This window comes from Mycobacterium sp. NPDC051804, assembly GCF_044452905.1.
Taxonomy (GTDB): domain Bacteria; phylum Actinomycetota; class Actinomycetes; order Mycobacteriales; family Mycobacteriaceae; genus Mycobacterium.
In genome coordinates this window covers 250,731-268,084 of sequence record NZ_JBITCD010000002.1, presented here as the reverse complement: position 1 = coordinate 268,084, position 17,354 = coordinate 250,731, and the positions used below count along the sequence as shown (strand labels likewise).

Genomic DNA, 17,354 nt, shown 5'->3' with positions numbered 1-17,354 from the left:
CGTCATGGACGCGAACGTCGTGCAACGGCTCGATCCCGCCTTGAGCCATCTCGCAGCGGCCCGAACCGATCTCTCGCCGAATCTGCTCGGCGTGGTTCGCGACTCACTGAACCAGCGCCGCGCCGAGACGGTGAAGAGTGTCAACGAAGTCGGGGTGGAAGTCGAGCAGCGAGTCGTGGACTCGGTGCCGGTACGCATCTACCGGGGTGCGGGTGCCCCGTCTCCGGCGGTGATCTACTGCCACTCGGGGGCTTTCGTGCTGGGCAACCTCGACACGGACCACCGCCAGTGTGTCCAGTTCGCCCGGCAGGGTAGCTGCACCGTGTTCTCCGTCGACTATCGGCTGGCCCCTGAACATCCGCACCCCGCCGCGCTGCAGGACGTGATGGCGGTGCTGCACTGGGTGGCCGAAAACGCATCCGAGTTGGGCGTGAACCCCGACCGGTTAGCGGTCGCGGGCAGCAGCGCCGGTGCGGCGTTGGCCGCCCGGCTCGCCCAGTGTGCCGCCGACGGAGCGGCGCCGCCGGTCGTATTCCAGTTGCTGCACCAACCCGTGCTCGATGATCGGCCGACACCGTCCAAGGAAGAGTTCATCGAAACGCCAGGGTTCGACGGACCCGCCGCCGAACAGATGTGGCGACACTACGTCGGTGACGGACCCGTCCCCGTCGACGCCGCGCCCGGCCGGATCGACGAGTTATCCGGGGTCGCAAGCGCATTGATCACCTGCTCGGGATTGGACCCGTTGCGCGACGAAGCTCTCGACTACGCGCTACGGCTGATGTGGTCAGGCGTCGCCACCGAACTGCACGTCTTCCCCGGCACCTGTCATGGGTTCGACTCGCTGCTCCCGGAGTGGGAGACGAGCCAGCGCCTTTTCGATCTGCAGGGAGCCGCGCTACGCAAAGCGTTATGGCACGGACTATGACGCGGCGAGTTCCCGCGCGACGGCCGCGTGGTACGCGTCGATGTGTGACGGGTTGACCATCCGGAAGAAGCCGTCGGTCAGCGGAGCATGCCGATACGCCTCGATGGTCATGGTTCTCGTGAAGAGCGTGAGGCCATCCCCGGGCCGGGTGAAGTGGTACTCGATCGTCATCCGTCCTTCGAGACCGCCCTTGCCTTGACTGTCGTGGCCCAGTTTGCCGACGGAGCTGAACACGAACAGCGCCGGGCGTATCGCCATCGCCAGCTGCCACGTGAACACGCGGTCCTTCGACGGATCGGGGTGTGCCTCGTCCCAGGTGTCACCGACCTGCAGCGGCAACCGGTCGGGGAGGTTGCGGATATCCGGACCGCCTGGATACGTCTTGGTCCAGTTGGCGGGGTTGGTCACGAAGTCGTAGACCGCCTCGGGAGACTGGCTGAATGCCGTCTCCGAGCTGGTGGTGACGATGCCCACGGTTGATGCTCCTTCGGTTTAAATCTCGCTGATTCCCATGACCAGCAAGGTGATTCCGACCGCCACGAGGATGACGGCCGTGACGAGTCCGCTGTGTCGGTGCAGCCACTCCTTGAAACGGTTGAGTTGGTCGTCGGCCCGCGCACCCACCGCCATGTAGGCGAGCACCGGAACGGCCACCGTCGAACTGGCGACCACGGAGTAGTACACAGTTGCCCCGCTCGCGGCCGCGACGCTGATGCCGGCGGTGCCGATCAGTAATCCGGCAGCGGCGGTGGCGGCCAGCATCTTCGGGTTGCCCAATACGAGGAACATCCCGACGCCCGCGGCGCCGATGGGCGTGAGCCGGCTGAACTTGGCGAGCCACGGTGGTTCCTCGGTCATCTGGTCGCGCCTGAACCAGACCCACACGCCGATCACGAGGAGGATGCCGCCGAGGACGAGCAGCACCCGAGGGGAGAAGGGTCGGTTGAGGCCGCCGATCAGCCGCGGTGCCTGCAAGAACACGGCCGTCACCGCGGCGAGGGCAAGCACTCTGCCGACCAGCAGCGCAACGCCGTTCGCGCGGGGGCGATCGGTGTGGAGCACGACGAAGATTGCGATGATGATCGAGAACGGCGAGATCGCAACCACCATCGCGGGGGCCACGAGCTGGCTCAGAAGTGTCGACATCAGACGCGACTCTACAGCGGCTTTACAGATCGATGAGAAAGTGTCACGCTCGGAGCGTGGACTTCTCCCGCGTCGAACTGTCTGCCGACGACCAGGCCTTCCAGGACGAGCTCCGGGCACTGCTGAGGACCCTCGTGACCGACGAGGTGATCGCACGTGACCGCGAGTCGGGGGAGAACTTCGATGAGGGCGTTCACCTCGCGCTCGGCGAGGCCGGCTATCTGGCCTCCGAGTTCAACGATGAAGCCGACGGTGGGTTCAGCCGTCTGCGGCGCCGGCTCTGGAATCTCGAGATTGGCCGCGCTCACACGCCGTGGTTCCACTGGGGCACGACGGCGATGGTCGCCAGGGCGGTGCGCGACTTCGGGTCGGACGAACTCAAGGCGGAGGTGATGGAGCGCGCGCTGTCGGGCCGGATTCGCCTGTGCCTGGGCTACACCGAGCCCGACGGCGGGTCCGATGTGGCGACCTGCAAGACGCGAGCGGTGCGCGACGGCGACGGCTGGATCATCAACGGTTCGAAGATGTTCACCTCGAATGCGCAAAATGCCTCCTACGTCTTCCTGATCACCAACACGGATCCGTCCGCGCCGAAACACAAGAGCCTCACCATGTTCCTGGTTCCGCTGGACTCGCCGGGTGTCGAGATTCAACCGTTGCGCACCGTGGACGGCGATCGCACCAACATTACGTACTACAGCGACGTGCGGGTCGACGACAGATACCGTCTCGGTGAGGTGAACGCCGGCTGGACCGTGTTGCGCGACGCGCTCAACGATGAACACGGCACCGTGGAACGCGGCGCTGACGGTTTGCAGAAGGTCGCGGCCATGGCCGAGCATCTCGTCTTGCTCGCCGAAGCGATCGACAAGGTCGCGCCGCGGGCCGCCGACGACGATGCGGTGAAGTACCGGTTGGGTCGCGGCATCGCGCGTATGGAAGCGGCGATGAGTACACCGGACATGTTCGGCCGGGTTGCCAATGCGCAGACCATGCGCGAAGTGTCGCTCGAGCTGATGGACCTTCAGGGCACGGTCTCGACGCTGCCCGTCGATGCGTATGGTGCGCAGGCCGACGGGGGAGCCGAGTATGTGTTCCGGTTGGCGGGACCGACGGGGATCTACGGCGGCACTCTCGAGGTGTTCCGCAATATGATCGCCCAGCACGCGCTGGGCCTGGGGCGGCCCGCGTACGCGCCGCCGGTGAAGAGTTAGAGGTTCGCGATCACCTCGGCGGCGAGCAGGTCGAGTGTCTCGTCGGATCCGCGGTCGTGGGTGAACAGCACGATCTGCCCGAAGCCCAGCTCCTGCAACTGATGAAGGCGGTCGACGATGGCTTGTGGCGTGCCGACGAGACCGCCTTCCTTGAGCCCGAACGCCGGTACACCGAAACGCTTCTCGGCGAGCTCACGCACCTTGGGCAGAGACGTGTCGTCCGCCGCCAATGCCATCACCGCTTCGATCGACAATAGGATCGTCGACGGATCGCGGCCGATCTCGTCGCACAGGGCCCGCAACACGGAGATCTTGTGTTCGAGTTCGCCAAGCGCATACGTCGGCACGTTCCAGACATCGGCGTAGCGCGCGACCAACGGCAGTGTGTACTTCTCGCCGACTCCGCCGACGACGATCGGCGGTCTGGGCTGCTGCACTGGGCCGGGCTTTATCGGCATGTCCTTCACGACGAAATGCTGTCCGGTGAAATCGATAACCTCGTTGGCGAACGCCTGTTGCAGGATCTGCAGAGTTTCCCCTAGGCGCTCGGACCGCTCGGCGAACGTGCCCCACGGCAACCCGAGGCGGGAATGCTCGTCCTCGATCGAACCGCTGCCGATACCCAGCGCAAGCCGCCCCGCCGAGATCTGATCCAGCGTGGTCGCCATCTTCGCGAGGACCGCCGGATGGCGAAACTGATTGCACAGCAACATATGTCCGACCCGGATACGTTCAGTGCGGCTCAGCAGCGCGGTGGCCAGCGTCCACGCCTCCATCGACGGATAGTCCGGCATACCGGGGGCGTAGAGGTGGTCGTAGAGCCAGATCGAGTCGATGCCGAGCTGTTCGCAGCGCAGCGTGCGATGCAGGACCTGCTCGTAGGTGAAGCCCATCTGAGGCAGGTAGACGCCTATCTCCGGCTTGGTCATGCCCGCAGCTCCAATCGTCCGTGGCTGATGGTCGTCGTACCGTTCGTTTCCGCCTCGAACGCGAACGAATGCTCGGAGATTGAAAAGGCATTCACGTGCAGATCGCAACCAAGGGGAGTGGGCGCCGCAAACCGCACCGCGATGCGCCGAACCCGTCCCGGATCCCCGACGCCGAGCAGACCGAGCAGGAGGTGTGAACAGATCGCCATCGTGCACAGCCCGTGGGTGAACACGAAATCGAAACCGGCCGCCCGGGCCACGTCGACGTCGAAATGATGTGCGGCCCAGTCCCCGGACAACTCGGCGTAGCGATGCGTGATGTCCGCATCGATGTGCTGACTGATGCTGCCGAGGGGGTGGGCCCGCGCCGAGTCGGGGAACCTGTGTTCAGCCGGCGGCATGCCGAGATCCGCCATACCCCGCAAGCCGAGCAGGATCATCGTCCACCATTGTTCGACGACGACAATTCCGTCGCGATCCACCTGATCGAACTGCATCACCACCTGGGTGCCCGCTGTTGTCGTGCGAACCGCTGAAATTCGTGACCACGTCTGCAGCGGCTCGCCGGGAACCAAAGGTCGGTGCAGCACGATGTCGTGCTCGCCATGCACACCGCCCCGAGCACCCTGGTACGCCGCATCTGGCAGGTCCGTTCGCGCGGCTTCATTCGGTGCGAACACGAGGATCACCGGGAACACGGCGGGGACCGCAAGCCCGTTCTGCACTGAAGCCGTCCGGTCGCCGGTGGCCGCGGCGTACCGGGCGATCGTTTCAGGGTCGAGGTGGCCGGCGAATGGGCCGTGCCGGACAGGAGCCACCGTCGTCTCGCTCATCCCTGATGACCCTTCTGCGGCGCGAACTCTGTACTTTCTGCGATTCGCATGGTAACGACATTCTCGGAAATCGAGAAGATTGTTCTAACGTTGAATGCGCGGCTCGCCGCGCGGAAGCGGAGCAGATACATGCGGTTCACGTTCACCCACCCGATGCACAGCCATCCATACAACCCGGAATTGGTGACAGGTTCAGGGATCGCCACCGTCGCGGCGGCGGCCGAGGAAGCCGGGTTCCACGGCTTCGGATTCACCGACCACCCGGCACCCTCGCAGCGATGGTTGGAGTCGGGCGGACACGACGCGGTCGACCCGTTCGTGGCGATGGGCTACGCCGCCGCGCGGACGACGACGCTGCGGCTGATCCCGAACATTGTCGTGCTGCCGTACCGCAATCCATTCGTGGTGGCCAAGGCCGGGGCGACGCTCGACCTGCTGTCCGAGGGGCGGTTCACCCTCGGCGTCGGCGTCGGCTACCTCAAGCGGGAGTTCACCGCGGTCGGCGTGGACTTCGACGAGCGTGCGGAATTGTTCGAGGAGGCGCTCGAGGTGATCCGCGGAATCTGGACCACCGACGACTTCTCCTACGAGGGTACGCATTTCAGTGCCAAGGGGATCACCGCTCATCCTCGGCCGGTCAGCACACCGCACCCGCCGATCTGGATCGGCGGCAACACCTCGGCCGCGCGCAAACGCGTCGTCCTGCACGGTGACGGCTGGTGCCCGTTCCCCGCGCCGGCGATGCTCGCGCAGACGGCGCGCACCGCGGTTATGGACGAGGAGGCCCTCGCCGCGGGGGTCGAGGATCTGCGTCGCAGGTTCGACACCGCGGGTCGGGACTTCACGGGCATCGATGTCACGTTCACCAACGCCGCGGGCGGCAGCCCCGGCAGCGACGACTTCAACGCCGACGCCTATCTCACCGGTCTGGAAAAGCTTGCGGCAGTGGGCGTCACGTGGGTGCAGGTCGGCTTACCGGGCGACAATCTGACGCACGTGCTGGAAACGATCGAACGCTTCGGTAGCTCGGTGATCAAGGCCGCGAATTGAGCGCAGGCCCGATCCACCGGCGCAGGTAAGCGCGCAGCTGCGCGCCGGTGCGCGGTGGGTCCGCCGGCGCGATGACCATCGACTGGATGATGCGCAGGAGGAACTCGACGAGTTCGTCGATGTCATTCTCGGTGTAGCCCAGTGCGGCCCAGTCGATTCGGGTGTGTTGGAGGATGATCCGGCACCGTGCGATCACGACCGGCTGCAGCAGTCGGCGGCTGAACTGATTGGCCCGGTCGTTTTCGAGCAACAGCGTCAACAACGGCTGCTCGGGAAGCTGCTCGATGATGTAGGCGACGACGTCGACCAACTGATCGGCGACGTCGTCGAACTCGGAGGTGATGTGTTCGATGTTGGCGACGAAACCGTTGAGTGCCACGTCCGCCGCGGACAGAAACAGCTCCTCAGTGCTGGCGAAGTATCGGTAGACGGTTCTTCTGGTGATCCCGAGTGCGTCGGCGACGTCCGACAGAGTGGTCTGAGCGGGGCCCTGCCGCTCGATGCACGTCAGTGCGGCATCGACGATGCGCTTGCGGGCGTCGTCGTCGTCGACGGGCGGTGCGCCTGCCCAACCCTTGCGCCCCATTGACTCCTCCGCGTCGGCCGGTTAACAATTACACATGATACACGTGATGTCTCAGTGTGTAATGAGTCGCACCGGGCCGCTGACATGACCGACTTGAAAGTCCGCAGGCCGAAGTTCGACTTCACCGAGGACGTGCCGTGGATGTGGCATCCGGACAGTCCAGCGTTCTCCTTCTCGATGAATGCGACCTCGATGATCGCCATCGGCTTCGAGCAGATGATCGTCGCCGCGGTGAAGGAAGCCCGGCCGCTGATCACCGATCCCGCGGTCGAGGCCGAGGCGATGGCGTTCCTGCGTCAGGAAGCGCAGCATTCGAGCACCCATCGCAAACACGTGAACGCGCTCATCCGGCGGTACCCCGGATTGCAGGAGACGTTCGACGAGATGCTGGCGAGCTTCGATCACGTCACCGCGAGCAGATCGCTGGAATTCCGGCTTGCGTACGTGGCTGATACCGAGGCGACGTTCACGCCGAGTTTCAAGTTGATGCTCGACAACGAGAAGACGCTGTTCCGGCCGGGAGACGAGCGGGTGGCGTCGCTGTTCCTCTGGCACTTCGTCGAAGAGGTCGAACACCGTAGTTCAGCGCTGATCATCTACGACGCGGTCGTCGGCAAGCCGTGGTACCGGATGCGCGTGCTGCCTGCGATCTTCCGCCACCTCCTCGAGGTGGCGGCAATCATCGCCGACGGTGTCAATGCCCATGTCCCACTGGAGGATCGCAAGGTCGACGCGCGGACGTTCCTGCCTGCGTTCAACATGCGCACTGCGCTGAGGCAGAGATTGCCGTTCGGCAGGCCAGATGCCGATCCGATACCGCCGGCGTTCAGCGGTGTGTCGCGGCGGGAAAAGTTCATTGCAATATCCCGGGTGTTGTTGAGCCAGACTCCTTTCCACAATCCGGAACACGAGCCGCTGCCGGAGTTCGCGGACGAGTGGTTCGGCAGATGGGACCGCGGCGAGGATGTCACGCGCTGGTACAGCGCAGAACGCGCAGGCTGAGGCATGGCAGCACAGTGCAACGCGGCGTTTGACGCCATCGCCGAAGCGCTTGGCGACTTCACGTGTCAGAACGCTCCCGCCATCCTGCACCTGCGCAATCCGTTCGCACTGTCGAACTGGACGCTGCCCGTACTGGAGCTGATGATGGTCGCGGGAGCCGTTCTCGCGCTGCTCTACTCGATCAGGCGCCTGCGGCGCGACGGCGACCCCGTCAACCTCGCGCTGTGGTTCGCCACCGTGCTCTACCTGTTCGTCATCGAGATCCCGCTGTACTTCCCGAACATCTTCGGCGTCGAGGAGTCATTGGGAGTTGTGTTCGTACACAACGCCTTCACGGTCCAGTTCCTCTTCGAGCGGTTGCCGCTGTACATCGTGGCGCTGTATCCGGCCGTCGTCACCCTCGCGTACGAGATCGTCCGCTCGCTCGGGGTGTTTCGCGACCGGGGGATCGTCGTCGGGGCTCTATGCGTCGGCTTCGTCCACCATTGCCTCTACGAGGTGTTCGACCAGCTCGGTCCTCAACTGCGGTGGTGGCAATGGAACACCGACAATGCGATCAACCGGCCGATGCTGGCGTCCGTACCGATGACCAGTGTGTGGATCTTCGCCGCGCTCGGCCCGGTGGTGGTGACACTTCTCGTGTTTTTCTTTGTGGGCCGCGACGGACAGCGCCGAAGTGTGAGCCTGGCGTTGCGCACCGTAGTAGCCGGTATCTTGACCCCCATCGGGATCGCGGTGCTCAGCCTGCCGTCGTCGATCTTCAGCGGCAAGGTCACCGCGCAGGCGATCGTCTTCTCCGTCGAGCTCGTCGTCGTCACGGTCGTCGCGGTCCCCGTGCTCGTCACGCAATGGACGCGGGTGCGTAGAGAGGATGACGCTCTGCAGAGCGATTTCGTGCGACTGTTCGGGCCGATCTATCTCGGGGTGCTGGCAGTGTTGTGGATCAGTGCGCTGCCGGACTATTTCAGAGCCGTCGACGGCGTCACCCGAGACGGCACGCCGACGGGAAGTCTGCTCTACGCGACGGCGAGTTTCGTCGTGGCGGCGCTGTGCATTGTCGCGGTCGTGTCAGCGCGTCACGGAATCGAGAAAGGTCCGGAGAACGTCGACAGTCTCGTGCGGGGCCTCGAAGGGCCAGAAATGTCCGGTGTCGAATAGGTGGACACCGCTGCCCTCCGGCAGCAACTGCAGAACAGCGGGGTCGGTGTAGAACTCGTACGGCTGCACCGGGTCATGCTTGCCCTGCAGGAGGAGAACCGGCGCCCTCCAGGAGTCCAGCAGTTTCGTGCGCCGATCGATCCATTCCTGCCGAAACGACGACGAGTGGAAGTACCTCGGCACGGACGAGGCGATACCTTCGTGTCCGAACTCATCGATGGTGCGCACGAGATCCTCTGCCGCCACCGGCCGTTCCGCCAGCCAGGTGTAGGCGGTCGTGACGAACCGCGCGGCATCAGCGAGGATCGCGGGAGCATCCCGTGAGGTGAAAAGCTGCTCCTGAGGATGCAGGCTGGGATGCAGATGCCACAGGTGCTGTTGTCCACGGGCGTAGCCGGTGACCCGGTCGCCCAGAGCGCTGACGAGGTGATCTCCCGGCGGCGTGCCGCGGTCATGCGTCACCAAGGCGAACTCGGCGATGCCGATCTCATTGAGAAGCGCGTGAAGCTGGTCCGCGACACCCTGTTGGCGGTAGTCGCCGGTGCGTTTGTCGGACTGCCCGTAGCCCTTCAAATCGATTGCCACACAGTGATAGGCATCGCTGAGCGACTCCAGAGCGTAGTGCCATTGCCACCACGAGTCGGGGACACCGTGGAGGAACACCACCGACGGCGCCGACGGATCGCCGGCTTCCACGTAATGCCACTTCACGGTTTCGCTCGCCAGCGGCGTCGACGAATCGGTGGGTCACCGTGGTGTCGCCGAGTTTCTCGCGTTCCCCATCGGTATTGCCGCTCGCGACGCGAGATTGCGGGAGTTCGTCAAGCAGAGCTGCGACTCGGTCGAACAGGTTCTGCGTAGTTCCACCGCCGTCCAACCCGTCGGTTATCCGCTGCGGCGGATCGGTGTAGGTGTGCGTCATGGCGGCAGTCATCGAAGCGTGTTCCCTTTCGTTGTCACGCGGCGATCAGTTTCAGCGGCAGATGTTCGTATCGTCGGATGATGTTGTTGATCGCCCACGTCGGCGTACCGGAAAGCTCGATCCTTTCGACGCGTTCGGCAAGTGCCTGCAGCATCGCCTGAGTCTCCAGACGCGCCAATCCCTGTCCCGCGCAGGCGTGGGCGCCGTGTCCGAACCCGAGTTGACGAGTCGCATCGCGCGTGATGTCGAAACTCTCGGGTGCATCCCATTCACGCTCGTCGCGGTTGGCCGAGGAGTAGAGAACCAGGACTCGTGCGCCTTCGGGGATGGGGTGTCCTTCGATCTCAGTGCGTATGCGCACCCGTCGGGTGAACGCCCGCAACGGCGATTCGTATCGCACGATCTCGTTGACCGCATTGGGGATCAGGCCGGGCTCCTCCTTCAACAGCTGCCACTGCTCGGGGTGCGAGGCAAACAGGTTAAGCGCGTTGGAGATGGCGCTGATCGTGGTGTCGAGCGACGGGGCGATGTAGTCGATCATCAGCGGCGCGCATTCAGCCAAGTTCACCTTGCCGTCTTCGGCGGCCAGCAGGACCTCATGGCCGACGCTGCCCTCGATGAGGCTGCGCTCGCGCACGACACGGCGGGCGTAGGTGAGCATGCGGAGACTCGCGGGCAGCGACCGCAGCCCGTGCCGGTTCATCGGGCCGAGGATGTCGAAAGTGGCTGCGCCCCAGGGCATAAGGTCAGCGCGTTGTTCGAGGGGCCACCCGATCAGGTCGGGCACCACCGCCAGCGGCAGTGCACAGGCGAGATCCTCGACACCGTCGACCTCGCCCCGAGCCAGTGCGGCCTCCACCACACGGGCGGCCTGGGCCCGCACGTCGTCGTCGATAGCGCGCAGGGCGCGGGGGAGCAACCGGTGCGCGACGAGCTTGCGGCGCTGATCGTGCTCGGCTCCGTCACTGCTCAGCGTCGTACCCCGCGACAGCCGATTGGTCAGCGGGTTGAGCGCCACACCCTTGCCGGAGACGAAGGTCTTGTCGTCCCGCAGCACCGCTTTGCATTCGGTGTACCTCGGCAGTGCATAGACGCGGTGTCGCGACAGCCACACGACGGGGCCGAGTTCGCGCAGCGCGGAGTAGTGCGGATATGGGTCGACGATGGCCTCGGTCGTGTAGAGGTTCGACCCGTGAGTGGGAATGCCGCTGCGGCGTCTAAGCATGGGACCGGATCCTGGTGTCACAGCTGAAATTCGGGACAACTTCATAGAGCTTCTGCAGATCCCGTCCGGCGCACATGACGGTGCGATCAGGCCGGATGACCGCCGCTGTCGCGTGACCGTCTCGAAGCCACTCGGCGAGTTCGGAGCCGGGCGCCGCTACGTGGACGGCGACGCCACGAGCGTCGAGCGCTGAGCGCTGCGCATCGGTGGGCAGGATAGCGGTGACGACTGTGAAGCCGTCGCCGAGGACATCATCGAGTCGGCGTCCGTCGGAGCACAACTGGTTGGGGCAGAGTGTTCCCGGAAGCTGTCCGGGCACGTACGTCCGCCCCACGAAAGCCGACCGGTGCAGGGCCGGCGTGCGGCTGCCGACGATCTTCTTGCGTAACCCCGGGACCAACCGCATGCGGGTGACGAACAGACGCCTGACGGCATTGCCGAAGTCCCCGCCGGCAGTCATGGCCCAGCCCACGCCCAGCGCGAGCCGGATCATGCTCCTGGCGTGGGGTTTACGCTCCTGCTCGTAGCTGTCGAGCGCGTCCGGCGGAAGCTCGCCCGCGATGACGCCTGCGAGTTTCCACGCGAGGTTCATGGCGTCGCGCAGTCCCGCGCCGAGCCCCTGGCCGATGAACGGCGGTGTGAGATGTGCGGCGTCACCGAGCAGGAAGACGTTGCCGCGCCGCCACTGTTCGGCAATCCGCGCGCGAAAGGTGTACTCGGTGACGCGGATCAACTCGACCTCATCGTCGGCGACACCGGATGTCCACGGCGCGAGCAGCGGACGCAGCGCCTCGATGGTCCGGAAATCGTCGGCCGTCTCGCCGGGCAGGAGCCGGAATTCCCAGCGATACCGCGACGGCCCGATGCGCATATACGTGCCCGCCCGTACGGGATCGCACACCTGGTGGACCCCGTCCCACTGGCCGAGGTCGGCGTCGGTGGCGGCGTCGATCACAAGCCAACGCTGGTCGAACTTCAGATCGTGCATGCGGATGCCGATCTGTTCACGCACAACGCTGTTGGCGCCGTCGCAGCCCAGCACGTAGTCGGTGTCGACGAGGTGAGTGGAATCGTCGGTGCGGTCGACGTAGGTGACCCTGAGCCGGCCGTCGCCGTGCTCAGTGATTCCGGTGACCTCGACGTTCCCCCGCATTTCGACGCCCGGGTGGCGCTTCAGGTTGGCTCGCAGCAGCGTCTCGAGGTCGGGCTGGTCGAACATGTTGGCCTGGGGGTAGCCGTTGACGGACAGCGCGGTGTCACGCCGGAATTCAGCGAGCACCCGCAGCGCGGGGTCTAGTAGGCGCAAGCCTTGTGCGGGCCGTGAGATGGCGGCGAACTCGTCAGCGATGCCGAGTCGGGCCAGGACGCGATAGATCTCGTCGTCGAGGTGTACCGCCCGCGGCTGGGGGTAGACAGCGGACCACCGGTCCAGAAGTAGACAGCGAACTCCCCACTGCGCCAACAGGGTTGCGGCGGTGGTACCGGTGGGGCCCGCTCCCACGATGACGACGGGAGGTGAGGCCATCAGCGTCACGCGTACCTCACGGTGGTGCGTTGCACACCGAGGTCGATGGCGCCGTCGTCGGTCGCGACGCTGAGCTCCACCTTGTCGCCGTTCTTCAGATACTTCGGGTTCTTGGCCTGGCGCTTGAAGAACGCCTTCCATTTGACGGCGGGCGGAAGCAGCGACCCGATGATCTCGATCGGCTTCGGTGGTGCGCTCAAGGCGGTTCCGACCGGCGTGCCCGTCATCACGAGGTCGCCCACAGCGAGATCCTGGAACCGGGCCAACGATTCCAGCGCCTGCACCGGCCGGTAGATCATGTCGGCACCGACGACCATGTCCTGCCGAATCTCGCCGTTGACGCGCAACCGCAGGCGCAGATCGGTGAAGCGTTTGAGTTCGTCGGCGTCGAGCAGGACGAGCGCCGGCCCGACTGGGGTGAACGTCGGATAGGACTTGGCCTCGTAGAACTGGGTCTGGGGGAGCTGGATGTCGCGTGCCGAGACATCGTTGGTGACGACGAGTCCCGCGATGTAGTCGGACAGTGCGGATTCGGAGATCGCCGTGCCGACCGGTATGTCGCGCCCGATCACCAGGCCGATCTCGACTTCGTAGTCGAGAAACTTCACGTGGCCGGGCTTGACGATGTCGTCGAAGGGACCGCTGATCGACGCAGACGACTTGCGGAAGAAGGTGAGTGGGATCGACGTCGGGTCCATACCCGCGTCCTTGACGTGCGATGCGAAGTTGGTCATCTGGGCCACGACCCGGCACGGTCGTGTCACCGGGGAGATCAGCGTCAGGGTTTCGACCGGGACCGAGTCGGTGCTGTGCTCAGCGCGCTCGATGGCTTCGCGGTCTGCGAGCAGCTCGCCGGTGGTGGTCGCGGCAGTGGCGATTTTCGCCGCACCGGTCGGGGTCTGCACCCACCAGGCGTCGGCGGTGCGGAGAACGGAAATGGTCACGAGGTGGCTACTTTCATCAGGCCGCGGAGGCGGGTGAGGGTGAACTCGTTGTCGTCGCGTAGGGCGTTCAAGATTGAACGTGCTTCGTGGGGAAGCGCTTTGGGATTGATGCCGAGGAAATCCTTGGTGACAGCGGGCCCCCATTGAGACAGCCCCGACGCAGTGAACGGTGCCCAGCCCGGTTCCAGGGTGTTGTCGAACATGTCGCCGTCGGCGAAGTGCTCGACGAGGAATCCGTCGGGATCGCGCCAGTAATCGAACAGCTGGCTGCCCTGGATGTGGCGCCCGATGCCCCATGACCGGAAATAGCCACGCTCACAAAGGTATTCACCACCGGCGGCAAGTGCGTCCAGATCGCACACCTGGTATGCCGAGTGCACGTACCGGTTGTCCGGGCCGAGCGCCAGGGCCAGCGTGTGATGATCGGTGGCCAGCGATCCGCGGTCGGCGCGGATGAAGCTCATCACCGGACCGCGATCGCGCTGGCCGGGGTAGTAGAGGAAGTCGCTGACGATCATGCCGAGGTGGTCGAGATACCAGTTCAACGTCGCGGTGTAGTCGGTCGTCTGCATCACGACGTGACCGAGGCGCTGCACTGTCGCCGGTACGCGTGCGGGCCGCTGCGTCTCATTGGTGCGTCGAGTCCGGTGCCCGAAGTTGAAGGTGTGCGGCCGTTGCTTCGGTAATTCTGGGAGCGCGTGCATACCGGAGACCACGCAGATCCGACCTCCGCTCGGGTCCACCAGATCGACCGATACGCCGCCGATCGATTCGGGCAACGCCCGTACCCGGGCACCGACGGCATCGGCAAGGCGGAGCACATCGCCGTCGTCCTGGGCCCTGAATGCGGTCCCGACGAACCGTGACCGTGGGCCGCGGCGCAGGATCACGCACGGTGCGGCGGCGTCCGCGCCGCGCAGGTGCAGTTCGTCGGGGGTGCGCAGTGCGGTGGCGAACCCGAAGGCGCGCGCGAACGCTTCCGCGCGGGCCAGATCCGGCTTCTCGAATTCCAGCCAGGCGATGTCGGCGACCTTGATGACCGGGTTGCGGGACCGTCCGCAGTGCTCGCCGTCGCGTCCGCCCTGCTCGCTGTGCAGCTCGCTGTGCGCGCCGATGGTGCTGCTCATGGAGGTATTCCTTCCTGACTGACGAAATCGTCACATACGATGCAACACTCAGTCAAGACTTTCTGACGAAATCCTCAAAAGTGAGGAACTCTGCTACCGTGAGTGGGTGAGCGAACAACCGGAGCCGTCGTCCAACCGCCTGGAACGGCGTAAACAACGCACGCGTGCCGCGTTGATCAAGGCGGCGCAGAGCTTCATCGCCGCGGGCAAGGTCAACGCGCCGGTCCTGGAAATCACCCAGGCGGCCGATGTGGGGATGGGTTCCTTCTACAACCACTTCGAGAGCAAGGAGCAGTTGTTCGAGGCTGCGGTCACCGAGGTGCTCGACTCCCACGGCGCCCTGCTCGATGCACTCACTCCGTCGATCGACGACCCCGCCGAAACTTTCGCCCGGAGCTACCGGCTGACCGGGCGGTTGTTCCGGCGTCGTCCCCAGGAGAGCCAGATCCTGTTGGCGAATGGCATGCAGCTGTTGGCTTCCGAAAAGGGGCTGGCGCCCCGCGCTCTGCGCGATATCCAAGAGGCCAAGCGGGCGGGGCGCTTCACCGTCGACGATCCCGAACTCGCGTTGGCGATGGCCGGCGGTGCACTTCTGGGGTTGGGCAACCTATTGCGCAATCAACCCGACCGCGACGACGCGGCGGCGACTGACGCTGTGACAGAGGACATCCTGCGGTTGTTCGGTCTGCCGGCCGAGGAGGCCGGTGAGATCTGCCGCCGGCCGCTACCCGATCTGGACGGCCTCACCGAACCCGGCTCGGCCGCCTGAGTGCTCAGCCGCGGTTCGCGGGGCTCGGGACGTACCCGGCGCTGGACGCCACCGCGCTCGGCGATCGAACGCGCGAATGCGCTCGCGTTGTTCCCCGCCTGAGCGGCAGTTAGAACGCCGCTTCGGGCAGGCGCATGATGTCGTCGTCGATGGTCTCGACGATGCCGCGGATCGTGGTGATCCTCGGCAGCATGTTCGCAGCGAAGAACACGGCTGTCGCGACCTTGCCTCGATAGAAGGCCTCGTCACTGCCTGTCGCTCCAGCCGTCAGTGCCGCGTGTGCGACATCCGCCTGTACCAGCAGTCGCCATCCGATGATCAGATCCCCGACGGCCATCAGGTAGCGCACCGAGGCGAGGCCGATCTTGTAGATCTCCGGCGGTTGTTCGGAGGCGGCCATCAAGTATTCGGTGAGCTTCGCCGTCATCGCCTGAATGTCGGCAAGCGCGATCCGCAGTTGGTCCGATTGCGGTTTCAGCGCCGCATCGCAGCCCTCGATGGACGCGCTGATCTGCGTTGCCACGTGGGCCAGCGCAGCGCCGTTGTCGCGGAAGACCTTTCGGAAGATGAAGTCCATCGCCTGGATCGCGGTCGTGCCCTCGTACAATGAGTCGATCTTCGCATCGCGGATGTACTGCTCGATCGGATAGTCCTGGAGGAAACCCGACCCGCCTAGCGTCTGCAGCGATTCGGTCAGGATCTCGTATGCGCGTTCCGAACCGACGCCCTTGACGATGGGCAGCAGCAGATCGTCGACCCGATGGGCCATCTGCGGGTCTGCTCCCGAAACATGCTGGGCGACATCGTTGTTCTGGTGGGCCGCGGCGTACATGTAGAGCGCGCGCAGCCCTTCGGCGTAGGCCTTCTGCGTCATCAGGCTCCGTCGCACGTCGGGGTGGGCGATGATCGCCACGCGCGGCGCGGTCTTGTCCGTCATCTGCGTCATATCGGCGCCCTGGATGCGGTCTTTGGCGTAGGCCAACGCATTCAGATAACCCGTTGACAGCGTGCCGGCGGCCTTGACCCCGATGGTCATGCGGGCGTGCTCGATGACGGTGAACATTTGCGCGATTCCGTTGTGCACGTCGCTGACGAGATAGCCGACCGCGGGCACACCATGGACGCCGAAGCTCAGCTCGCACGTCGGCGACGACTTCAAACCCATTTTGTGCTCAAGGCCGGTTGCGAAAACCCCATTGCGAGAGCCGAGTTCAAGCGTTTCGGGGTCGAAGAGATAGTTCGGCACGAAGAACAGGCTGAGCCCTTTGGTGCCGGGGCCCGCGCCCTCGGGCCGTGCCAGCACCAGGTGAAAGATGTTCTCGGCGGTGTCGGCGACGTCGCCGCCGGAGATGAATCGCTTCACTCCTTCGATATGCCACGTGCCGTCCGGCTGGGCGATCGCTTTCGCGCGGGCGGCGCCGACGTCGGAGCCTGCGTCGGGCTCGGTCAACACCATGGTTGCCGCCCAGCCGCGTTCCAGAGCCACTCCAGCCCATTGTTTTTGTTGCTCGTTGCCCTCCACGTAGAGTGCATTGGCCATCGTCGGACCGAGCGCCCACAGGAAAGTCGCGGACGAATTCGCGCACATCAGCATCTCCAACACCGCCCACGCGAGTGGTGCGGGTGCCGGGATACCGCCGATCTCCTCGGCAATACCGATCCGCCACCAGTCCGCGGACTTGATGGTCTGCACCGTTTTGGCCAGTTCCGCCGACACGCTGACGCTGTGGCTGTCGGGATCGAACACCGGAGGATGACGGTCGGCGTCGACAAACGATGCAGCGACGGGCCCTTCGGCCAGCCTGGCGACCTCCTCGAGCATCGTTCGTATCGTGTCGGCGTCGAGGTCCCCATAGCCGCCTGCGTCCAGCACCTCACCGAGGCGGAATACCTCGAAGAGGTTGAACTCGAAGTCACGGACATTTGCGATGTAGTGCCCCACGGCTGTTCCCTTCGCTGTAGCCATTCGAAGTGTGGCTGAGCAGCGAAAACGTAC

Annotated in this window: 17 protein-coding genes; 6 read left to right on the top strand and 11 right to left on the bottom strand. The window is 64.9% G+C overall.

Annotated elements, in window-relative coordinates; translation table 11 throughout:
* Positions 1–4: 4 nt before the first annotated feature.
* Positions 5–928, top strand: a complete 924-nt coding sequence (locus ACIA48_RS06990; RefSeq protein WP_396729068.1) for an alpha/beta hydrolase — start codon at positions 5–7, stop codon at positions 926–928.
* Here the strand turns inward: ACIA48_RS06990 and ACIA48_RS06985 are convergent.
* Entirely contained in the window at positions 923–1,402 is a 480-nt protein-coding gene (locus ACIA48_RS06985) for an SRPBCC family protein (protein ID WP_396729066.1), read from the bottom strand. The two genes, ACIA48_RS06990 and ACIA48_RS06985, sit on opposite strands and share 6 nt — an antisense overlap.
* 18 nt (positions 1,403–1,420) lie before the next feature.
* Positions 1,421–2,074, bottom strand: coding sequence for a GAP family protein (locus ACIA48_RS06980; protein ID WP_396729064.1), 654 nt, complete (start codon positions 2,072–2,074; stop codon positions 1,421–1,423).
* A 56-nt stretch (positions 2,075–2,130) separates the two neighbouring features.
* Here ACIA48_RS06980 and ACIA48_RS06975 point away from each other — a divergent pair, with 56 nt between their 5' ends.
* Positions 2,131–3,288: an acyl-CoA dehydrogenase family protein gene (locus ACIA48_RS06975; RefSeq protein ID WP_396729061.1), complete on the top strand. Its 1,158-nt coding sequence runs from the start codon at positions 2,131–2,133 to the stop codon at positions 3,286–3,288.
* Here ACIA48_RS06975 and ACIA48_RS06970 read toward each other — a convergent pair.
* Both ACIA48_RS06970 and ACIA48_RS06965 read right to left on the bottom strand, forming a co-directional pair.
* On the bottom strand, positions 3,285–4,217 hold the full coding sequence (locus tag ACIA48_RS06970) for an LLM class flavin-dependent oxidoreductase (RefSeq protein WP_396729059.1): 933 nt from the start codon (positions 4,215–4,217) through the stop codon (positions 3,285–3,287). The genes ACIA48_RS06975 and ACIA48_RS06970 overlap by 4 nt on opposite strands.
* The gene (locus ACIA48_RS06965; protein ID WP_396729057.1) at positions 4,214–5,050 is read right to left on the bottom strand and encodes a MaoC/PaaZ C-terminal domain-containing protein; all 837 of its coding nucleotides are present in this window, start codon (positions 5,048–5,050) and stop codon (positions 4,214–4,216) included. The genes ACIA48_RS06970 and ACIA48_RS06965 overlap by 4 nt, the downstream gene beginning before the upstream one ends.
* Positions 5,051–5,179: 129 nt before the next feature.
* Here ACIA48_RS06965 and ACIA48_RS06960 point away from each other — a divergent pair, with 129 nt between their 5' ends.
* Positions 5,180–6,100, top strand: coding sequence for an LLM class F420-dependent oxidoreductase (locus tag ACIA48_RS06960; protein WP_396729055.1), 921 nt, complete (start codon positions 5,180–5,182; stop codon positions 6,098–6,100).
* Here the strand turns inward: ACIA48_RS06960 and ACIA48_RS06955 are convergent.
* Positions 6,084–6,686, bottom strand: coding sequence for a TetR/AcrR family transcriptional regulator (locus ACIA48_RS06955; RefSeq protein ID WP_396729052.1), 603 nt, complete (start codon positions 6,684–6,686; stop codon positions 6,084–6,086). The genes ACIA48_RS06960 and ACIA48_RS06955 overlap by 17 nt on opposite strands.
* A gap of 84 nt (positions 6,687–6,770) precedes the next feature.
* On the opposite strand from ACIA48_RS06955, the gene ACIA48_RS06950 reads away from it, so the two are divergent.
* Both ACIA48_RS06950 and ACIA48_RS06945 read left to right on the top strand, forming a co-directional pair.
* Complete coding sequence (locus tag ACIA48_RS06950; protein ID WP_396729050.1) at positions 6,771–7,688, top strand: metal-dependent hydrolase; 918 nt, start codon at positions 6,771–6,773, stop codon at positions 7,686–7,688.
* A gap of 3 nt (positions 7,689–7,691) precedes the next feature.
* On the top strand, positions 7,692–8,846 hold the full coding sequence (locus tag ACIA48_RS06945; protein WP_396729048.1) for a hypothetical protein: 1,155 nt from the start codon (positions 7,692–7,694) through the stop codon (positions 8,844–8,846).
* Here the strand turns inward: ACIA48_RS06945 and ACIA48_RS06940 are convergent.
* The 5 genes from ACIA48_RS06940 to ACIA48_RS06920 all read right to left on the bottom strand — a co-directional run bounded on the left by ACIA48_RS06940 (position 8,757) and on the right by ACIA48_RS06920 (position 14,589).
* A complete protein-coding gene (locus tag ACIA48_RS06940) occupies positions 8,757–9,557 on the bottom strand; it encodes an alpha/beta fold hydrolase (RefSeq protein WP_396729046.1) in 801 nt (266 codons plus the stop codon). The two genes, ACIA48_RS06945 and ACIA48_RS06940, sit on opposite strands and share 90 nt — an antisense overlap.
* Before the next feature lie 245 nt (positions 9,558–9,802).
* Positions 9,803–10,993, bottom strand: a complete 1,191-nt coding sequence (locus ACIA48_RS06935; protein ID WP_396729043.1) for a cytochrome P450 — start codon at positions 10,991–10,993, stop codon at positions 9,803–9,805.
* On the bottom strand, positions 10,986–12,518 hold the full coding sequence (locus ACIA48_RS06930) for a bifunctional 3-(3-hydroxy-phenyl)propionate/3-hydroxycinnamic acid hydroxylase (RefSeq protein ID WP_396729041.1): 1,533 nt from the start codon (positions 12,516–12,518) through the stop codon (positions 10,986–10,988). The genes ACIA48_RS06935 and ACIA48_RS06930 overlap by 8 nt, the downstream gene beginning before the upstream one ends.
* 5 nt (positions 12,519–12,523) lie before the next feature.
* Positions 12,524–13,462, bottom strand: coding sequence for a fumarylacetoacetate hydrolase family protein (locus tag ACIA48_RS06925; protein ID WP_396729039.1), 939 nt, complete (start codon positions 13,460–13,462; stop codon positions 12,524–12,526).
* Positions 13,459–14,589 carry a VOC family protein gene (locus tag ACIA48_RS06920; protein WP_396729037.1) on the bottom strand — a complete coding sequence of 377 codons (1,131 nt, stop codon included), beginning with the start codon at positions 14,587–14,589 and terminating at the stop codon, positions 13,459–13,461. Before ACIA48_RS06920 ends, ACIA48_RS06925 begins: the two co-directional genes overlap by 4 nt.
* 106 nt (positions 14,590–14,695) lie before the next feature.
* Between ACIA48_RS06920 and ACIA48_RS06915 the strand changes: the two genes are divergently transcribed.
* Positions 14,696–15,358 carry a TetR/AcrR family transcriptional regulator gene (locus ACIA48_RS06915; RefSeq protein WP_396729035.1) on the top strand — a complete coding sequence of 221 codons (663 nt, stop codon included), beginning with the start codon at positions 14,696–14,698 and terminating at the stop codon, positions 15,356–15,358.
* A 109-nt stretch (positions 15,359–15,467) separates the two neighbouring features.
* On the opposite strand, the gene ACIA48_RS06910 is transcribed toward ACIA48_RS06915, so the two are convergent.
* Positions 15,468–17,300 (bottom strand): acyl-CoA dehydrogenase, encoded by a 1,833-nt coding sequence (locus ACIA48_RS06910; RefSeq protein ID WP_396729033.1) that lies wholly within the window; start codon positions 17,298–17,300, stop codon positions 15,468–15,470.
* Positions 17,301–17,354: the final 54 nt, after the last annotated feature.